Here is a 16,312-nt window from a genome sequence, read left to right as displayed (position 1 = left end):
TTTGGGCATAACCTTAGATGCGTGTTGCGCCGGAAGACCTGTGGGAGCGAGCCTGCTCGCGAAAGCATTCTGTCAGTCATTACCCCCGTGACTGACACACCGCATTCGCGAGCAGGCTCGCTCCCACCGGGGATCGTGAGCTATTCAGCGTTTGAGGATCCAGTCCATTACCCAATCGGTCTTGACGGCTTGCTCGGCCACGGCGGGATGCTGTGAATCACCACGAATATGCGCATTCATCCCCAGCACGTGATGCCACTGGATATGCTCGTGATGGGCAATCTCCAGGCTGATCTGCTCGTCGGCAAACAGCTGCACCGGATGCTCGTCAAACACCGAAAAACCGATCCGTCCTTTGCTGCCGATAATCTCGACGCGATCCTCACGGCGATCCGCAACAAAGTTCCAGCAGCCCGTGCCCAACGCCCCGGAGGCGAATCGCCAAGTGGCGCTGACCGCATCTTCGGCGGCGTACAGACCCGCCTGACGCGCGGTGAAACCGGCGACCTCAACGATGTCGCCAAGCAGATACTGGAACAGGTCCAGGCCATGGCTGGCCAGGTCGGCAAAGTAACCGCCGCCAGCCACCGCAGGGTCGGTGCGCCAATTATCCCGACCCTCAAGATCAGCCGGCGACGGCGCTTTGGTCAGCGTCCAGCTCATATGCCGGACATCACCGATGCGGCCCTCCTCCAGCCAATGCCGCACCTGGGCAAAGCGCGGCAGCGAGCGGCGGTAATACGAGACGAACAAGTGCAGACCGGCAGCGGCAAACGCTTGCTGCATCTCGCGGCTTTGCCCGGCGTTGAGTGCCATGGGCTTTTCCACGCAGCAATGCTTGCCGGCGGCGGCGACTTTCAGGCTGTAGGCGTGGTGGCTGTCGGGCGGCGTGGCGATGTACACCGCGTCCACCTCGGGATCGTTGATCAGCGCATCGACATCGGTGTAGACGCGACTAATGCCGTGGCGCGCAGCGTAGTCGGTCACCGCTTCGAGGCGACGGCCCATTACCGCAATCAGCGCCGAACCGGGCGCCTTGTAAAAGGCCGGCCCGCTCTTGCGTTCAGCGACGCTACCGCAACCGATCATGCCCCAGCGCACCACGTTCATCTTCAGTCCTCAGCCGATGCGCAACGCGCGCAGATCAAGGCGTCCGTCCTTGAGCGGCGGGCACCAGTAGTAGCCGCCGGTGATTGGTCGGCTGATCTGATACAAGCCATCGGCAATACCGTCTTCCAGACCGCTCATACGGCGCAGCTGTGCTTCGAAGGCATCCAGCGAAAAGCCGAAGGCGAGGAACATCAAACCGGCACGATCGCCTTCGATCCACGGCATCGAGCGGCGCACGACGAAGGCTTCCGGGGCGAAGCTTTCCTGCGCGGTGCGCTTGACGTGGGCGGAGATTGGCGCGTCGTCGATTTCTTCGTTATCGCTCAAGCGACGCCCCATGATGTCGTCCTTGGCGCCGGCAGACAGGCGGTGAAAACCCTTGAGGTCGTGCTGCCATTGCTGGATCGCGGCGAAGCTGCCACCGACCAGCCCGTCAGCGCCGGAGCTCAGCAGCGCGGCGGCGACAGCGGCGTCATCGTGGGGGTTTTCCGTGCCGTCCTCATAACCGGTGAGGTCGTGGCCCTCCATGTGGCGGAAGGCTTCCTGCATCTCGACCAGACGCAAGGCCGGAGCCAGCGCGGCTTCGATAGCGTTGCAGCGGTTGAGCAGCTCACCACGGTCAACACCGTGCAGCCAGATCCACAGGGCATGCTGGGTCGACGGGTTATTCACGCCAACGCCGGTCAGCGCCGGGAAGCTGCGCAGGCCAGCGATTTCGACATTCAGCGCCTTGGTCAACGACTCACCAAAGCCAACCACCGCCGACTTGCCATCCACCAGCATCAGCAGGCTGTCGATCGCTTGCGGCAAGGCTTCAACCGACGCCAGGGCGAAAAACAGATGACGTGCTTGCGCAGGAACAGGGGTAGCGAGAATGCCCGGCTGGTAGTAACTCATGTGAACTCCTTGAAAAAGTGCGCGGAGTTTACCTGTAGCCGGATCGTTTGTGTGGGTAACGAGAGCGTCGTCGTTCAGCGTTCACCGCCTTCGATCAACGCCCTCAATGCCAGCGCATCGGCGGTGGCGGCACCGCTGGCGGTGTTGTCGAAGATGCACCAGATGTGTTTGCCCTCGGCACTGGCGCGCAGCAGGTTCCGGGCAAGCTGTTGCAGATAGGCCGCTTCATAAGCGCTGTGATAAATCCGAGGCGAGCCGTGCAGGCGCCAATACTGCAGGCCTTGCCAGCCACCCGGCGCGGTGTCGCTGCTGATCCGCGAGGGATCGACCACCGCTTGGGCGATTTGCAGATCGACCAGCATCGCCTCAGCGCCAGTCCACGATTCGTGTCGCGGTTCCAGCACCACACTGCCTTTGAACCGCTCGCGCAGGGCACGAAAAAACGCCTCGGCGACCGGCGCCTCAAACGCCAGTTTCGGTGGCAGTTGCACCAGCAGGCAACCGAGTCGATCACCCAAGCCCTGGCACTGTCCGAGAAACTCATCGAGCGCGGCCGCGCTGTCCGCCAGCCGCTGTTCATGGGTGATGAGCTTCGGCACTTTCACGGCGAAGCGAAAGTCCGGCGCCACCGAGTCGGCCCAGCGCTCGTAGGTCTGGCGCCGATGCGGGCGGTAGAACGAGCTGTTGATCTCCACACAGTTGAAGCGCGCGGCGTAGCGTTGCAGGTGCGTGCCCTCGGCGGGGAATGCCGGCCAGTGCTCGCGCCCGAGACTCCAGCCGGCGCAACCGATGTAGATGGTTGACTCGTTCAAGCGCACACCGTCATTTCTTCCCGGGCAACACGGCGCCCAACACCTGCTTGGCGGTCTGCACAATCACCCCGGCTTCGTCCGGATCGCCCTTGAGCAGGGTCGTGGCGAATTTCTTCGCTTGCTCAAGCTTGATGTGCGGTGGCAGCGGCGGCACGTTCGGGTCGGTCTTGAACTCGATCAGCACCGGCACTTCCGAGGCGAGTGCCTGTTCCCACGCAGCGGCGACCTCTTCTTCACGATCAACGAAAATGCCCTTCAGACCGATGGAAATCGCGAACAGGTGATACGGCACGTCCGGGATGCTCTGCGACGCTTCGAACTTCGGATCGCCCTCCATCACCCGCTGCTCCCAGGTGACCTGGTTGAGATCCTCGTTGTTGAACACCGCGCAGATCCATTTCGGGCTCTGCCATTGTCGCCAGTATTTGGCGACAGTGATCAGCTCGGCCATGTTGTTCATCTGCATCGCGCCATCGCCGACCAGGGCAATGACCGGGCGTTCCGGGTAAGCAAATTTCGCCGCGATCGCATAGGGCACCGCCGCGCCCATCGAGGCCAGACCACCGGACAACGAGCATTTCATGCCGCGACGGATTTTCAGGTCACGGGCGAACCAGTTGGCGCAGGAGCCGGAATCGCTAGTGATGATTGCCTGCTCAGGCAAGCGCGGTGACAACTCGTAGACCACTCGTTGCGGGTTGACTGGATCGGCTTTGGCCATGGCGCGTTTTTCCAGGGTTTTCTCCCAACTGCTGCGCCAGCCTTCGATCTTCTTGCGCCACTTGTTCGAGGTTTTCTGTTCCAGCAAGGGCAGCAACGCGGCAAGGGTTTCCGCTGAATCGCCGACCAGATTGACCTCCATCGGATAGCGGAGGCTGAGCATGTCCGGCTGCAGATCGATTTGAACCCCGCGCGCCTGGCCTTCCTTGGGCAGAAACTCGGAATACGGGAAGCCCGAACCGATCATCAGCAAGGTGTCGCATTCGCTCATCAGCTTGTAGCTGGGCTCGGTGCCGAGCAGGCCGATGCTGCCGGTGACCCACTGCAAATCATCTGGCAACGCTGCTTTGCCCAACAGCGCCTTGGCGACGCCCGCACCGAGCTTTTCCGCCACGGCGATGACCAGATCGGTCGCCTCCAGCGCGCCGGCACCCACCAGAATCGCGACTTTCTCGCCGCTGTTCAGCACCTCGGCCGCGCGTTGCAGATCGGCTGCATAAGGAACGACTTTCGGCTTGCTGTAGCCGACGCCGGAATGCGCGGTGCCATGGGCACGCGCCGGTTGTTCGTAAGGCAGGTCCTGCAAGTCATTGGGCAGAATCAGCGCGGTGACGCGGCGCTCGCCGACCGCAGTGCGCACCGCACGATCAAGCAGATGGCGCACTTGCGACGGCGCCGAAGCCTGCTGCACAAACGCACCGGCGACATCCTTGAACATCGACACCAGATCCAGCTCCTGCTGGTAGTGGCTGCCCAGCGCCGTCCGCGCCTGCTGACCGACAATGGCCAGCACCGGCATGTGGTCCATGCGCGCATCGTAGAGGCCGGTGATCAGGTGCGAAGCGCCGGGACCGGAGGTGGCGATGCAGACGCCCAGCTCGCCGGTGAACTTGGCGTGGGCCGAGGCCATGAACGCGGCCATTTCCTCGTGCCGCGCCTGGACAAATTCGATTTTGCCTTTGGCTCGGCTCATGGCGCCGAACACACCATTGATGCCATCCCCCGGATAGCCAAAAATTCGCGTGACGCCCCATTCGCTGAGCCGCTCAACCAGAAAATCACCTACTGTCATCGTCATCTCGACCCTCGCCATTTACCGCTGCATGGACATGTAAGGGTCTGGACAGCCCGGTGCGCGATGAAGTTTCGCTGGATTGTCCGGGCATGAACTTAGGCGCCGTGTTTGCGCGGCAATGATTTTTTGAGGCGTGCGCCCTGCTCTGTGGTCGATTGAGAAATGATCGAAGGAGGATGGGCCATGACTGAAGTACAAACCCTGCTGCTTCAACGCAATGACTGGGTGCCGAACAATCCGCGTCTGCCAGTGCTGATCTACCGCAGCGCGATTGCCGTTGAAGGCGACGATCCGGCGGCGCGCTTCGAGCAGACCTTCGGCGCCAATGGCTGGCCGGCGCAATGGCGCTACGGCATTTATGACTATCACCACTATCACACTGAAGGCCACGAAGTGCTTGGCGTGGCGGCCGGTCAGGCGCGGTTGATGTTGGGCGGGCCTGACGGCCAAGTCGTCGACGTCAGCGCCGGGGATGTGTTGTTGCTGCCGGCCGGAACCGGGCACTGCAATCTGGGATCGAGTGAGGATCTTCTGGTGGTGGGTGCTTATCCGCCGGGGCAGCAGGCGGACATTTGCCGGGCCGCGCCGAGTGATGCGCAGTTGGCGCAGATCGCGGGGCTGGCGTTTCCTGAGACAGATCCGGTGCAGGGAGTCGGGGGTGCAGTTGGGCGGTATTGGAGCCATTAGGCGCGGCGACCCTGCCGACGCTTTCGCGAGCAGGCTCGCTCCCACAATGAATACGGGTGAACCCTGTTTCTCTGTCCAATACATACCCTGTGGGAGCGAGCCTGCTCGCGAAGGCGGCAGATCGGTTTACATCATTCAATATGAATAACCGCACTCACCGCTGGCACCCGCCGGAAATTTTCCCTACGGTGTCTACCTGTTCTCTCCCAGCATCGACGAGGTCCGTTTCATGAGCAATGCGTCTTACGTTCCGCCCAAGGTCTGGAAACACGAAGCCCCGTCCGGCGGCCACTTCGCCAGCATCAACCGGCCGATCGCCGGGCCGACCCACGACAAGCAACTGCCGGTCGGCAAGCATCCTTTGCAACTGTATTCGCTGGCCACGCCCAATGGCGTCAAAGTCACCATCATGCTCGAAGAGCTGCTCGCACTCGGGCACAGCGAGGCCGAATACGATGCGTGGCTGATCCGCATTGGCGAAGGCGATCAGTTCTCCAGCGGCTTTGTCGAGGTCAACCCGAATTCGAAAATCCCGGCGCTGCTGGACCGCAGCGTCGAGCCGCCGATCCGGGTGTTCGAGTCCGGCTCGATCCTGCTGTATCTCGCGGAAAAGTTCGGCGCCTTGCTGCCCAAGGATCCGGCCGGTCGCACCGAAACCCTCAACTGGCTGTTCTGGCAAATGGGCTCGGCGCCGTACCTGGGCGGCGGTTTCGGGCATTTCTACGCGTATGCGCCGGAGAAGCTCGAATACCCGATCAACCGCTTCACCATGGAAGCCAAACGGCAGCTGGATGTGCTCAACCGCCGTCTCGCCGACAACGCCTATCTGTCCGGCGACGATTACACCATCGCCGACATTGCCGTGTGGCCCTGGTACGGGCAACTGGTGCGCAACAACGTTTACTCGGCGGCGGAATTTCTCGCCGCGCACGAGTACATCCATGTGCAGCGCTGGGCGGAAGAAATCGCCAAGCGGCCAGCGGTCATCCGTGGGCAGCGAGTGAATCGCACCTGGGGTGATGAAGACAGTCAGGTGCCGGAGCGGCATGAGGCGAAGGATCTGGACTGATAGCAAAAACCGCATAACCCTGTGGGAGCGAGCCTGCTCGCGAAAGCGTCGTATCAGACAACGCATCTGTTGAATGACACACCGCCTTCGCGAGCAGGCTCGCTCCCACATTTGCGTCCGAAGGCCATCAATCCAATTGTGAAAAAATCATTAACTAACTGACTCGTACGGGTTTATTCCCCCGGAAACTTCCGACATACTAATGCGAATAATTCTTACATTCACTCGCATTAGTTTCGTTTGGGTAAATCTTGGGGAAGCAGATAGATGTCGTTTCACACCATTCACCGCCGCTCGAACCTTTCACCTAACCTCCTCGCACTCGCCATCGGCATGGCCAGCATCGCTCCTGCGTTGGCTGAAGAAACCGCAGCCACTGTGCCAGCCAATGGCCCGCTGGAACTGCAAGCGACCGAAATCGGCGCCACGCAGATGAGCAGCACCACCGAAGACACGCAGTCCTACACCACCGGCCCGATGCAGACCGCGACCAAGCTGTCGCTGACCATGCGCGAAACGCCGCAGGCGGTTACGGTGATCACTCGTCAGCGCATGGACGACCAGAACATGACCAGCGTCAACGACGTGGTGCGCGGTACGCCGGGGCTGTTCCTCAGCGAGGCCAGCGGTCCGGGCCGGCAGACTTACAAGGCGCGCGGTTTCGACATCGACAACATCATGTACGACGGCCTGCCCAGCTCGTATTCGCCTTACACCCTGGCGGTGCAACCGAACCTGGCGATGTTCGACCGGGTGGAAATCGTTCGTGGCGCGACCGGCCTGGTCACCGGTGCCGGCAACCCGTCGGCGGCGATCAACATGGTGCGCAAGCGTCCAACCGCTGATCAGCGCGTAACCCTCACCGGCGCCGCCGGCAGCTGGGATGACTACCGTGGCGAAGTCGATGCCTCCAGCCCGCTGAACGACAGCGGCACCCTGCGTGGCCGGGTGGTGACGTCGTATCAGGGCGCGGACAGCTTCCGCGACAAGGAAGAAAACGATCACGGCCTGTTCTACGCCATCGGTGAAGCCGACCTGAGTGACAGCACCACCGCGACCCTCGGTTTCTCCCGGCAGAACGATCAGACCAACTATTTCTGGGGCGGCCTGCCGATCGGCGAAGACGGCCACCACCTCGACCTGCCCCGCTCCACCTACCCGGGCACCGATTGGGAAAACCGCAAGCTGCAGGTCGACACCGTGTTCGGTGAAGTCGAACACCGTTTCGACAACGACTGGAAACTGCATGTTGGCGGTTCCACTTCGACAACCGAAGGCGAATTCTCCGGCACGTATTTGTCGCGCTACGACGGCCCGCTGGAAACCACCGCCTACCAATCGCACCACACCGACAAGCAACGCGCCTTCGACGGTTTCGCCAGCGGCCCGTTCGAAGCGTTCGGCCGCACCCACGAACTGGTAGTCGGCGCCAGCAACCGCGTGTACGACGCCACCACCAAGGAATACTCGCCTTACGACACCGGCCTGCCGATCGCCGCGCCAAAACCTGACTTCGTCCGTAGCGGCAAATCGCGCAACGTCACCACCCAGGACGCGGTTTACCTGACCACGCGCTTGAGCCTGGCCGACCCGCTGACGTTGATCCTCGGCAGCCGCCTGGACTGGTATGACTACGACGATCGCAGTGCCGACGGTGACTTCAAGGTCACGCGCAACCTGACCCGTTACGCCGGCCTGATCTACAAACTCGATGACCATCATTCGGTCTACGCCAGCTACACCGATATCTTCACCCCGCAAACCCAGAAGGACCTCGGCGGCAAAGTGCTCGAGCCGATCGTCGGTGAAAACTACGAAGTCGGAATCAAGGGCGAATATTTCGACGGCGCGCTGAACGGCAGCGTGGCGGTGTTCCAGATGGACCAGACCAACCGCGCCACCCAGGCGGCGACCCAGCTCGGCTGCCCGGAACTGACCTGCTACGAAACCTCCGGCAAGGTTCGCGCCCAAGGCGTGGACATGGAACTGCAAGGTGCGCTGACCGAGCAATGGCAAGTCGGCGCCGGCTACACCTACACCCGCGCCCACTACATCAAGGACGAAAACCCGGCCAACAATAACCAGAAATTCGACACTGACATGCCCGAGCACCTGTTCAAGGTCTCCACCGTGTACCGCTTCAAAGGCCCGCTGGAAAAACTGCGCGTGGGCGGCAACGTCTACTGGCAGAGCCGCATGTACAACGACATCGCTCTGGCCAATGGCGGCAGCTATCGTCTAGAACAGGGCGGCTACGCGGTCACCGACCTGATGGCCGGTTATGAGGTCAACAAGCACCTCGACCTGCAGGTCAACGCCAACAACATCTTTGACCGCAAGTACTATTCCTCCATCGGCACCGACGTGACCTGGGGCTCGACCGATAACTACGGCACCCCGCGCAGCTACATGATGACGGCCAAGTACAAGTTCTGAGGCGATAGCGCTCAGCAAGCACCACACAGAGCGCCGGGAGTTTTCCCGGCGCCCTTTTTTGCAGGTTCATTAGGCATGTCCGGCGTTTACCGATAGTCTCTGGCGACACTTTCGCGAAGCGCCGGCCATGCCCCAGACAGATTTCTCCTCCGACCTCGAAGCCATCGGCAGCATTGACGCCGTGCCGGTGATCCTGAGCATGGTCAAGCACATGACCGGCATGCGCTTCGCCGCCGTAGCGCGGGTTACCGAGAGCAAGTGGATCGCCTGCGCCGTGGATGATTCGATTGACTTCGGCCTGTTGCCTGGCGGCGAGCTGGTGCTGGAATCGACGATTTGCCATGAAATCCGTCAGCACCATCAGCCGGTGATCTTCGGCCATGCCAGCCAGCACCCGCTGTTCTCCACGCACCACACGCCGAAAACCTATGGTCTGGAAAGCTACATTTCGATTCCGATCATCAAGGCCAATGGCGAGTTTTTCGGCACACTCTGCGCCATTGATTCGGTTCCGGCGAACCTCGACGACCCGGCCATCGAAAAGACCCTCACCCTCTTCGCCCAGCTGATTGCAATGAGCCTGGATACCCAGGGCCATTTGCACGCGACCAAAACCGCACTGGCCGATGCCAACGAATTGGGCCGTCTGCGCGAGCAGTTCATCGCCGTACTGGGCCATGACTTGCGCACGCCACTCAGTGCCATTCGCATGAGTGCCGACCTGCTGCAAAGCAAAGCCGAAGACAAGCGCTCGCGCACGCTGCTATCGGCGATCCGTACCAGTTCGGTGCGCATGGGCGTGCTGATCGAAAACATCCTCGACTTTGCCCGGGGTCGGCTCGGCAGCGGGATTCCGGTGCAACGCAAACTGGTCGATGACTTGCAGCAAACGCTGCGCCAGACCCTTGAAGAAATCCAGGTGGCGTACCCGCAGGCGAAGTTCATTGATTCGCTTGAGGTACCGACCGGGGTCTATTGCGACCCGTTGCGCATCAGCCAGTTGTTGTCGAATCTGCTGGGCAACGCGGTGACCCACGGTTCTACGGCCGAACCGATCGTGCTCAAGGCGTTTGCCGAGGGCGATGAGATGGTGATTTCGCTGACCAACCAGGGCGCGCCGATTCCACCCGCGCTGATGCCGCTGCTGTTTGAACCGTTCTCACGTTCCGAAGCCGGTCAGCGCAATGAAGGGCTGGGGCTGGGCTTGTACATTGCCGGGCAAATTGCCAATGCGCACAACGGCACCTTGACCGTGACGTCCGACAGCGAGGCAGGCACCTGTTTCGTGGCGCGCTTCCCTGCCCGCTTCAAATGGGTCTGAGCGCCGTTCTAAGTATTCAGTGGTGTCTGCGGCGTATCCGGATTGAGCTGGCGGCGACGAAACTGCCCCGGTGGCTGGCCATGAATCTGGCGAAAACGCCGGGAGAAATAGGCCTCATCAGCAAATCCACACAGCCGCGCGACCTCGCCCACCGAGCGCGTACTGTTGAGGAGGAAGTTGCGCGCCGCGTGCATGCGCCGCTCCAGCACCAGCTCGGTGAACGTTTTGCCGATCTCCTTGCGCAGCCAGTGCGTCAGGTAAGTCGGTGACAGATAGGTCGCAGCGGCGACTTTGATCAGGTTGAGATCAGGATCGGCGATGTTCTTCCGCAAGTATTCGAACATGCGGCTCAAGGCGTCGCGACGGCTGTTCTCGGCGGCATTCTCTTCCGCCAGGCGCTTGAGCGGCTCGGCATAAAGAAAACACACGCTGCCGATCATCTGCAGCAACAAGCCCTTGAGCATTTCTCGCGTGCCGAACTGACGGTTCTCATCAAGGCTGCGCATCTGCTCGATCAGGCCGCAGACCTGAGCGAAATCATCATCGCCCAAAATGAAATCCAGGTGCTCCTGAAAGCGGAACGGCGACAGTTCAGGCGCGAGCAGGATTGAAACCTCTTCCAGATCCATCGGGTCGCACTGTAGATGCGGCAAGAGGAACGTCTGGGAAAAATTGATGACGATGAAATTGCTGTCCTCGGGATGCGGAATCACATGCACGCGGTGCGGCAGGATGAACGCCAGAGTGTTGCGCGGGAACGGCCGCTGCACGCTGCCGATGTGCTGCACGGTGTCGCCACCGAGGTTGATCTGGATTTGAAAATACTCATGCCGGTGAGGCGCGGTTTCGGCGCGCCGACCCTTTTTGTCGCGAATGTAGAAATCGGTCAATTCGCTGCGTTGCTGCATGACGTAGGTCGGGATACGGCTGGGTGAAGACATGGGCGGGAGGTCCTCCGGGCAGTGAGGTGGCGCCCGTCATCTTGCAGGGTTGTGCGGTGGGCGGCAACGAGTCATACGATGACGTTGTCTTTTTTGAAAGAAGCATCGCGATGAGCCTGTCCAAAAACCGCACCACTATAAAAATACAGATATTCGTTGTTTTTCAGATATTTGTGATTTAAACCTGATCTTTATTCTCAAGACAAATCGTATTTATCTTTTTGGACACGTTCGCCAAATCCACTTTTTTCAAGAAAAAACGTTCTAACCCATCGGTTGATTTAGCACCGTTGTACGACCACTGTAATGACCAACGCAGCCCAACCTCTTTCAAAAACAATCAAAGGTGCGCACGTCATGATCCTGCTATTTCCCCTCGCCGCCCCGCCCGACCTTCCCTTGAAATCAGTCGCAGAAAGACGTTCCTGAACGTCTGAAAACCGCGCTGCAACCCGTTCGATTGCCTTGCCCCCCACGTTGCGGGCAACGGCATCGGCTGCTCGAAAAATCTCGACTCTTCTAACAATAACGAGGTCTCCGCATGTCCAACTCCCATTCTTCCAGTGCCACGGTGCCGCCGGTGATCGCCGGTGCACGCGATGCCGTTTCGGCGCAGCGTCTGCCTACGCGGCGGCGCTGGTTCATGCTGTCGTTGCTGCTGATTGCGACGATCATCAATTACATCGACCGGGTGAACATTTCGATTGCCGCGCCGTTCATGGCCAAGGACCTGGGCCTGGACAAGATCGAAATGGGCCTGATCTTTTCCGCCTTCGCCTGGACCTATGCCTTGGCGCTGGTGCCGGCCGGCTTCATCGCTGATCGGTTTGGCTCGCGCTTCACCTACGGCGTATCGCTGATCAGTTGGTCGACCGTCACCGTTTGCCAAGGTTTCGCCACGGGATTTGCCTCGCTGTTCGGCCTGCGCCTGGCGGTCGGCGCCATGGAAGCCCCGGCTTTTCCGGCCAACAGCCGCGCCGTGACGGTGTGGTTCCCGGCGCGGGAACGCGGGATGGCCAGCAGCATTTACGTGTGCGGTCAGTACCTCGGCACGGCGCTGTTCACCGGCGCGCTGCTGTGGCTGGCGACCACTTTTGACTGGCGCCACGTGTTCTACAGCACCGGCGCACTCGGCATCGTCTTCGGTGTGCTGTGGCTGTACCTGTATCGCGATCCGCTGAACTGCAAAAAAGTCAGCCAGGAAGAATTGAAGTACATCGAAACCGGCGGCGGCCTGGTCAAGAGCAGCCAGGAGCGCACCCGTTTCAACTGGCGGCAGATCGCCGAGCTGTTCAGCTATCGGCAGATCTGGGCGATCTGCATCGGCAAATTCGCCAGCACCTCGGCGCTGTACTTCTTCCTCACCTGGTTCCCGACCTACCTGATCGAAGAACGCAAACTGACCATGATCAAGGCCGGGATCTTTGCCGTGCTGCCCTTCGTCGGTGCGACGGTGGGGATTCTGCTGGCCGGCATCGTTTCCGACTTGCTGATCCGTCGCGGCTACTCGATGTCGTTTGCGCGCAAGTTGCCGCTGGTGGTCGGTTCGATGCTGGGCATGTCGATCGTGCTGGTGAATTTCACCGACTCCAACCTGATCTGCATCGCCGTGTTGACCATCGCGTTCTTCGCCCAAGGCATCGCGTCCTCATCGTGGGCGGCGGTATCGGAAGTGGCGCCAAAAGAGCTGATCGGCCTCACCGGCGGCATTACCAGCCTGGCGGCGAACATCGGCGGCATCGTCACGCCGATCGTGATCGGCGCCATCGTCCACGCCACCGGCACCTTCGCCTATGCCTTCTGGTTTATTGGCGGCGTCGCGCTGATCGGCACGCTCTCCTATTCGTTGTTGCTCGGACGTCTGTACCGCATCGAGCTGAAGGTGCGCTGAGGCGAAAAGCCCGGATTTGTCCAAACGCAGGCGGCTTTCGTCCAACTTCGCCGACGCCAGCCGCCGTACGCTGCCCTTTCAAACAGGATGACCCGCAGGATGAACATGACTGAATACGTCTTTACCCCGGATCTGCCCGTGACCTTGCCGGTCCTCGGCACCGAGCAGCGCTTCCCCGTCGGCCGGGTGTTCTGTGTCGGCCGCAACTACCCATGGCCGGACTCTCAAGGCCAGTCGCGCCAGCCGCCGGTGTTTTTCATGAAACCGGCAAGCTGCGTGGTCGATGCCGTCGGCGACGTCGCCTTCCCCTCAGTGTGCGAGGACTTCGTTCACGAAATCGAACTGGTCGTTGCCATCGGTGAAGGCGGCGCCCATATCCCCGAGGATCAAGCGCTCGCCTACGTGTGGGGCTACGCCGCCGGCCTCGACCTGACCCGCCGCGATGTACAACGCGCAGCCAAGAGCAACGGTTTGCCGTGGGAAGGCGCCAAGGTGTTCGACGGCGCCGCGCCGATGACTGCCGTTGTCCCGGTGAGCCGCTGCGGCCATCCCGAGGGCGAGTTGTGGCTTAACGTCAACGGCGAAGAACGCCAGCGCGACAACCTCGACAGCCAGATCTGGTCGGTCAGTGAAGTAATCGCGCGCATCTCGCAATCCGTGGCCCTGCGCGCCGGCGACCTGATCATGACTGGCAGCCCCGCCGGCGTTGACAGCCTGCAACCGGGCGACGTGATCAGCGCTGGCATAGACGGCATCGGCCACCTGGAAATGCGCGTCGGCCCACGGCCCTGATTCCAGCGGATTGAGAAAAAGGAGAACAACAATATGACGACCTCTTTGAAAGTTGCGCTGGTCACCGGCGCCGGCAGTGGCATCGGCCGCGCCGTGGCACTCGGCCTGATGGCCGACGGCTTTACCCTTGTGCTCGCCGGACGCCGGCCCGAGCCCTTGCAAGCGCTGGTCGAACTGGCGCAGAGCCAGGGTCACCCAGCGCTGGCGGTACCCACCGACGTGCGTGATCCGGCCAGTGTCGACGTGCTGTTCGCGACCATTGCCGAGGTCTACGGGCGCCTCGATGTGGTCTTCAACAACGCCGGCGTCAACGCCCCCGCCGTGCCGCTGGACGAGCTGACCTTCGAGCAGTGGCGCAACGTGATCGACACCAACCTCAACGGAGTCTTTCTGTGCGCTCGCGGCGCGTTTGGGCTGATGCGCAAACAACAGCCGCAGGGCGGGCGGATCATCAACAACGGCTCGATTTCCGCACACACGCCGCGCCCGTTCAGCAGCGCCTACACCGCGAGCAAACACGCCGTGCTCGGCCTGACCAAATCCCTGGCGCTGGATGGCCGTGAATTCAACATCGCCTGCAGCCAGATCGACATCGGCAATGCCCTGACCGAAATGTCGGTGCGCATGACCAAAGGCGTACGCCAGGCCAACGGCAGCATCGCCGTCGAGCCGATGGTCGACGTCAAACACGTCGCCGATGCAGTGCGCTACATCGCCGGCCTGCCGCTGTCGGCCAACGTCCTGAACATGACCGTCATGGCCAGCGCCATGCCGTTTGCCGGCCGCGGTTGAGCCGGCCTTTTTATTGCGTAACGAGGTAGCCATGAAGCCAGAAATCCTGCAACTGAGCCCGATCCTGATCCCGGCAATCAACGCGCGTCTGGACGAACTGTTCACCGTACGCCGCTACTTCCAGCAAGCGGACAAACCCGCCTACATAAAGGAACACGGCGCCAACATTCGCGGCGTCATCACCGGCGGCCACACCGGCATCAGCCAGGCGCTGATGGCGCAACTGCCGAACCTGGAAGTCGTCGCGGTCAACGGCGTCGGCACCGACGCCGTCGATCTGGCCTACGCCCGCGACCGCGGCATCCGCGTCACCGCCACCATCGGCGCCCTCACCGAAGACGTCGCCGACCTCGCCATCGGCCTGCTCATCTCGGTCTGTCGCGGCCTGTGCACCAGCGACCGCTACGTCCGCTCCGGCCAATGGCCGCAAAGCCCAACCCCACTCGCCCCACTGCCCCTGGCCCGACAAGTCTCCGGCATGCGCATCGGCATCGTCGGCATGGGCCGCGTCGGCCGCGCCATCGCCACCCGCGCCGCCGCCTTCGGCTGCCCGATCAGCTACACCGACCTGCAACCAATGAGCGACGTCCCCCACACCTTCGTCGCCGACCTCAAACAACTCGCCCGCGACAGCGACACCCTGATCCTCGCCGCCGCGGCGGACAAGGGCGAAGCGATCATCGACGCGCAAGTGCTGCAAGCGCTGGGCAAGGACGGTTATCTGATCAACGTCGCCCGGGGCAAACTGGTGAATGAGGCGGATCTGGTTGCCGCGCTTTCAGCGGGAGAGATTGCCGGGGCTGGGCTGGATGTATTCGTTGATGAACCGAATGTGCCGGAAGCGTTGTTTGGTAATGAACAGGTGGTGCTGCAACCTCATCGGGCCAGCGCAACATTGCAGACTCGCACGCGGATGGGGGAAATGGTTGTGGCGAGTCTGGTAGATACGTTTGCGGGGAAAGTGCCGGTTGGGTGTGTGACGGGGTGAATGGTTGTTTGGGATAGGCTGCAGATTGCGTTGAGTCAGTGAAACCCAGCCCCCTCACCCCAGCCCTCTCCCCCCAGGGGGCGAGGGGGAAAGGGAGCCGATCTTCGTTGAATTCAAGAACGAGCTCGACGCAGAGTCTCAGGTCGGCGCATCTTCGACAAACACCTCGACCAAGTCCCCGGTACATACAACCCCGGGGGGCGAGGGGGAAGGGAGCCGATCTTCGTTGAATTCAAGAACGAGCTCGACGCAGAGTCTCAGGTCGGCGCATCTTCAACAAACACCTCGACCAAGTCCCCGGTACATACAACCCCGGGGGGCGAGGGGGAAGGGAGCCGATCTTCGTTGAATTCAAGAACGAGCTCGACGCAGAGTCTCAGGTCGGCGCATCTTCAACAAACACCTCGACCAAGTCCCCTCTCCCCTCTGGGAGAGGGTTAGGGTGAGGGCCGTCCCTGGAGAAACCGGATCGCAAGACAAAAGAACACTCCCCAATCATCATCGTGTTGCCAGATACACAGCCATCGCGAGCAGGCTCACTCCTACAGTTTTGATCGGATGCATTCAGTGAGAAAACGGTCGGCTGTCAGGCCGCCTTCGCGAGCAAGCTCGCTCCCACAGAAAAGCAAAAAGCAAAAGCAATCCGCCTCCTGCTTTTCACCACTCAATACAATGAGCGCAAGCTCGAGTGGCTCTTGATCCTGGAGCCCGTCGGCAGGCTGAGCGGAGGGATTGATCCGGGCGTGGGAGCGCAGCGACCGTACGACGCAGTCGTACACAG

The 16,312-nt window shown here is 61.3% G+C and carries 13 protein-coding genes; 8 read left to right on the top strand and 5 right to left on the bottom strand.

The window, feature by feature from the left end; translation table 11 throughout:
• Positions 1-144: 144 nt before the first annotated feature.
• The 4 genes from AB4N41_RS20140 to AB4N41_RS20125 all read right to left on the bottom strand — a co-directional run bounded on the left by AB4N41_RS20140 (position 145) and on the right by AB4N41_RS20125 (position 4,617).
• Entirely contained in the window at positions 145-1,110 is a 966-nt protein-coding gene (locus AB4N41_RS20140) for a Gfo/Idh/MocA family protein (protein WP_252877979.1), read from the bottom strand.
• 9 nt (positions 1,111-1,119) lie between these two features.
• Positions 1,120-2,007, bottom strand: coding sequence for a Dyp-type peroxidase (locus tag AB4N41_RS20135; protein ID WP_076563227.1), 888 nt, complete (start codon positions 2,005-2,007; stop codon positions 1,120-1,122).
• A gap of 74 nt (positions 2,008-2,081) precedes the next feature.
• Positions 2,082-2,819 carry a DUF72 domain-containing protein gene (locus AB4N41_RS20130; RefSeq protein ID WP_252877978.1) on the bottom strand — a complete coding sequence of 246 codons (738 nt, stop codon included), beginning with the start codon at positions 2,817-2,819 and terminating at the stop codon, positions 2,082-2,084.
• Positions 2,820-2,829: 10 nt separating this feature from the next.
• Positions 2,830-4,617 carry a thiamine pyrophosphate-requiring protein gene (locus AB4N41_RS20125; protein ID WP_041478664.1) on the bottom strand — a complete coding sequence of 596 codons (1,788 nt, stop codon included), beginning with the start codon at positions 4,615-4,617 and terminating at the stop codon, positions 2,830-2,832.
• A 180-nt stretch (positions 4,618-4,797) separates the two neighbouring features.
• On the opposite strand from AB4N41_RS20125, the gene AB4N41_RS20120 reads away from it, so the two are divergent.
• From AB4N41_RS20120 to AB4N41_RS20105, 4 genes are all read left to right on the top strand, one after another.
• On the top strand, positions 4,798-5,301 hold the full coding sequence (locus AB4N41_RS20120; protein ID WP_252877977.1) for a cupin: 504 nt from the start codon (positions 4,798-4,800) through the stop codon (positions 5,299-5,301).
• A gap of 229 nt (positions 5,302-5,530) precedes the next feature.
• The gene (gene yghU / locus AB4N41_RS20115; protein ID WP_252877976.1) at positions 5,531-6,370 is read left to right on the top strand and encodes a glutathione-dependent disulfide-bond oxidoreductase; all 840 of its coding nucleotides are present in this window, start codon (positions 5,531-5,533) and stop codon (positions 6,368-6,370) included.
• A 267-nt stretch (positions 6,371-6,637) separates the two neighbouring features.
• Positions 6,638-8,806, top strand: a complete 2,169-nt coding sequence (locus AB4N41_RS20110) for a TonB-dependent siderophore receptor (protein ID WP_252877975.1) — start codon at positions 6,638-6,640, stop codon at positions 8,804-8,806.
• A gap of 127 nt (positions 8,807-8,933) precedes the next feature.
• Complete coding sequence (locus AB4N41_RS20105; RefSeq protein ID WP_252877974.1) at positions 8,934-10,127, top strand: GAF domain-containing sensor histidine kinase; 1,194 nt, start codon at positions 8,934-8,936, stop codon at positions 10,125-10,127.
• A gap of 8 nt (positions 10,128-10,135) precedes the next feature.
• Here AB4N41_RS20105 and AB4N41_RS20100 read toward each other — a convergent pair whose 3' ends face one another.
• On the bottom strand, positions 10,136-11,068 hold the full coding sequence (locus AB4N41_RS20100) for a helix-turn-helix transcriptional regulator (RefSeq protein ID WP_252877973.1): 933 nt from the start codon (positions 11,066-11,068) through the stop codon (positions 10,136-10,138).
• A gap of 541 nt (positions 11,069-11,609) precedes the next feature.
• Here AB4N41_RS20100 and AB4N41_RS20095 point away from each other — a divergent pair.
• From AB4N41_RS20095 to AB4N41_RS20080, 4 genes are all read left to right on the top strand, one after another.
• Positions 11,610-12,959 (top strand): MFS transporter, encoded by a 1,350-nt coding sequence (locus tag AB4N41_RS20095; protein WP_056785134.1) that lies wholly within the window; start codon positions 11,610-11,612, stop codon positions 12,957-12,959.
• Between the two features lie 99 nt (positions 12,960-13,058).
• On the top strand, positions 13,059-13,751 hold the full coding sequence (locus AB4N41_RS20090) for a fumarylacetoacetate hydrolase family protein (protein ID WP_095179706.1): 693 nt from the start codon (positions 13,059-13,061) through the stop codon (positions 13,749-13,751).
• Positions 13,752-13,784: 33 nt separating this feature from the next.
• The gene (locus AB4N41_RS20085) at positions 13,785-14,543 is read left to right on the top strand and encodes an SDR family oxidoreductase (RefSeq protein ID WP_095179705.1); all 759 of its coding nucleotides are present in this window, start codon (positions 13,785-13,787) and stop codon (positions 14,541-14,543) included.
• A gap of 31 nt (positions 14,544-14,574) precedes the next feature.
• Entirely contained in the window at positions 14,575-15,531 is a 957-nt protein-coding gene (locus AB4N41_RS20080) for a 2-hydroxyacid dehydrogenase (RefSeq protein ID WP_252877972.1), read from the top strand.
• The last annotated feature ends 781 nt before the right edge of the window (positions 15,532-16,312 follow it).

Source organism: Pseudomonas sp. S2_A10 (assembly GCF_054668465.1).
The sequence above is the reverse complement of the archived record's forward strand: the minus strand, read 5'-3'. Positions and strand labels throughout refer to the sequence as shown.

What these genes read in the sequence shown, in the direction of transcription:
- AB4N41_RS20085 (WP_095179705.1), top strand. Translation starts at nt 13,785, where the DNA reads ATGACGACCTCTTTGAAAGTTGCGCTGGTCACCGGCGCCGGCAGTGGC.
- AB4N41_RS20080 (WP_252877972.1), top strand. Translation starts at nt 14,575, where the DNA reads ATGAAGCCAGAAATCCTGCAACTGAGCCCGATCCTGATCCCGGCAATC.
- AB4N41_RS20140 (WP_252877979.1), bottom strand. Translation starts at nt 1,110, where the DNA reads ATGAACGTGGTGCGCTGGGGCATGATCGGTTGCGGTAGCGTCGCTGAA.
- AB4N41_RS20110 (WP_252877975.1), top strand. Translation starts at nt 6,638, where the DNA reads ATGTCGTTTCACACCATTCACCGCCGCTCGAACCTTTCACCTAACCTC.
- AB4N41_RS20090 (WP_095179706.1), top strand. Translation starts at nt 13,059, where the DNA reads ATGAACATGACTGAATACGTCTTTACCCCGGATCTGCCCGTGACCTTG.
- AB4N41_RS20095 (WP_056785134.1), top strand. Translation starts at nt 11,610, where the DNA reads ATGTCCAACTCCCATTCTTCCAGTGCCACGGTGCCGCCGGTGATCGCC.
- AB4N41_RS20135 (WP_076563227.1), bottom strand. Translation starts at nt 2,007, where the DNA reads ATGAGTTACTACCAGCCGGGCATTCTCGCTACCCCTGTTCCTGCGCAA.
- AB4N41_RS20100 (WP_252877973.1), bottom strand. Translation starts at nt 11,068, where the DNA reads ATGTCTTCACCCAGCCGTATCCCGACCTACGTCATGCAGCAACGCAGC.
- AB4N41_RS20120 (WP_252877977.1), top strand. Translation starts at nt 4,798, where the DNA reads ATGACTGAAGTACAAACCCTGCTGCTTCAACGCAATGACTGGGTGCCG.
- AB4N41_RS20105 (WP_252877974.1), top strand. Translation starts at nt 8,934, where the DNA reads ATGCCCCAGACAGATTTCTCCTCCGACCTCGAAGCCATCGGCAGCATT.
- yghU (WP_252877976.1), top strand. Translation starts at nt 5,531, where the DNA reads ATGAGCAATGCGTCTTACGTTCCGCCCAAGGTCTGGAAACACGAAGCC.
- AB4N41_RS20125 (WP_041478664.1), bottom strand. Translation starts at nt 4,617, where the DNA reads ATGACGATGACAGTAGGTGATTTTCTGGTTGAGCGGCTCAGCGAATGG.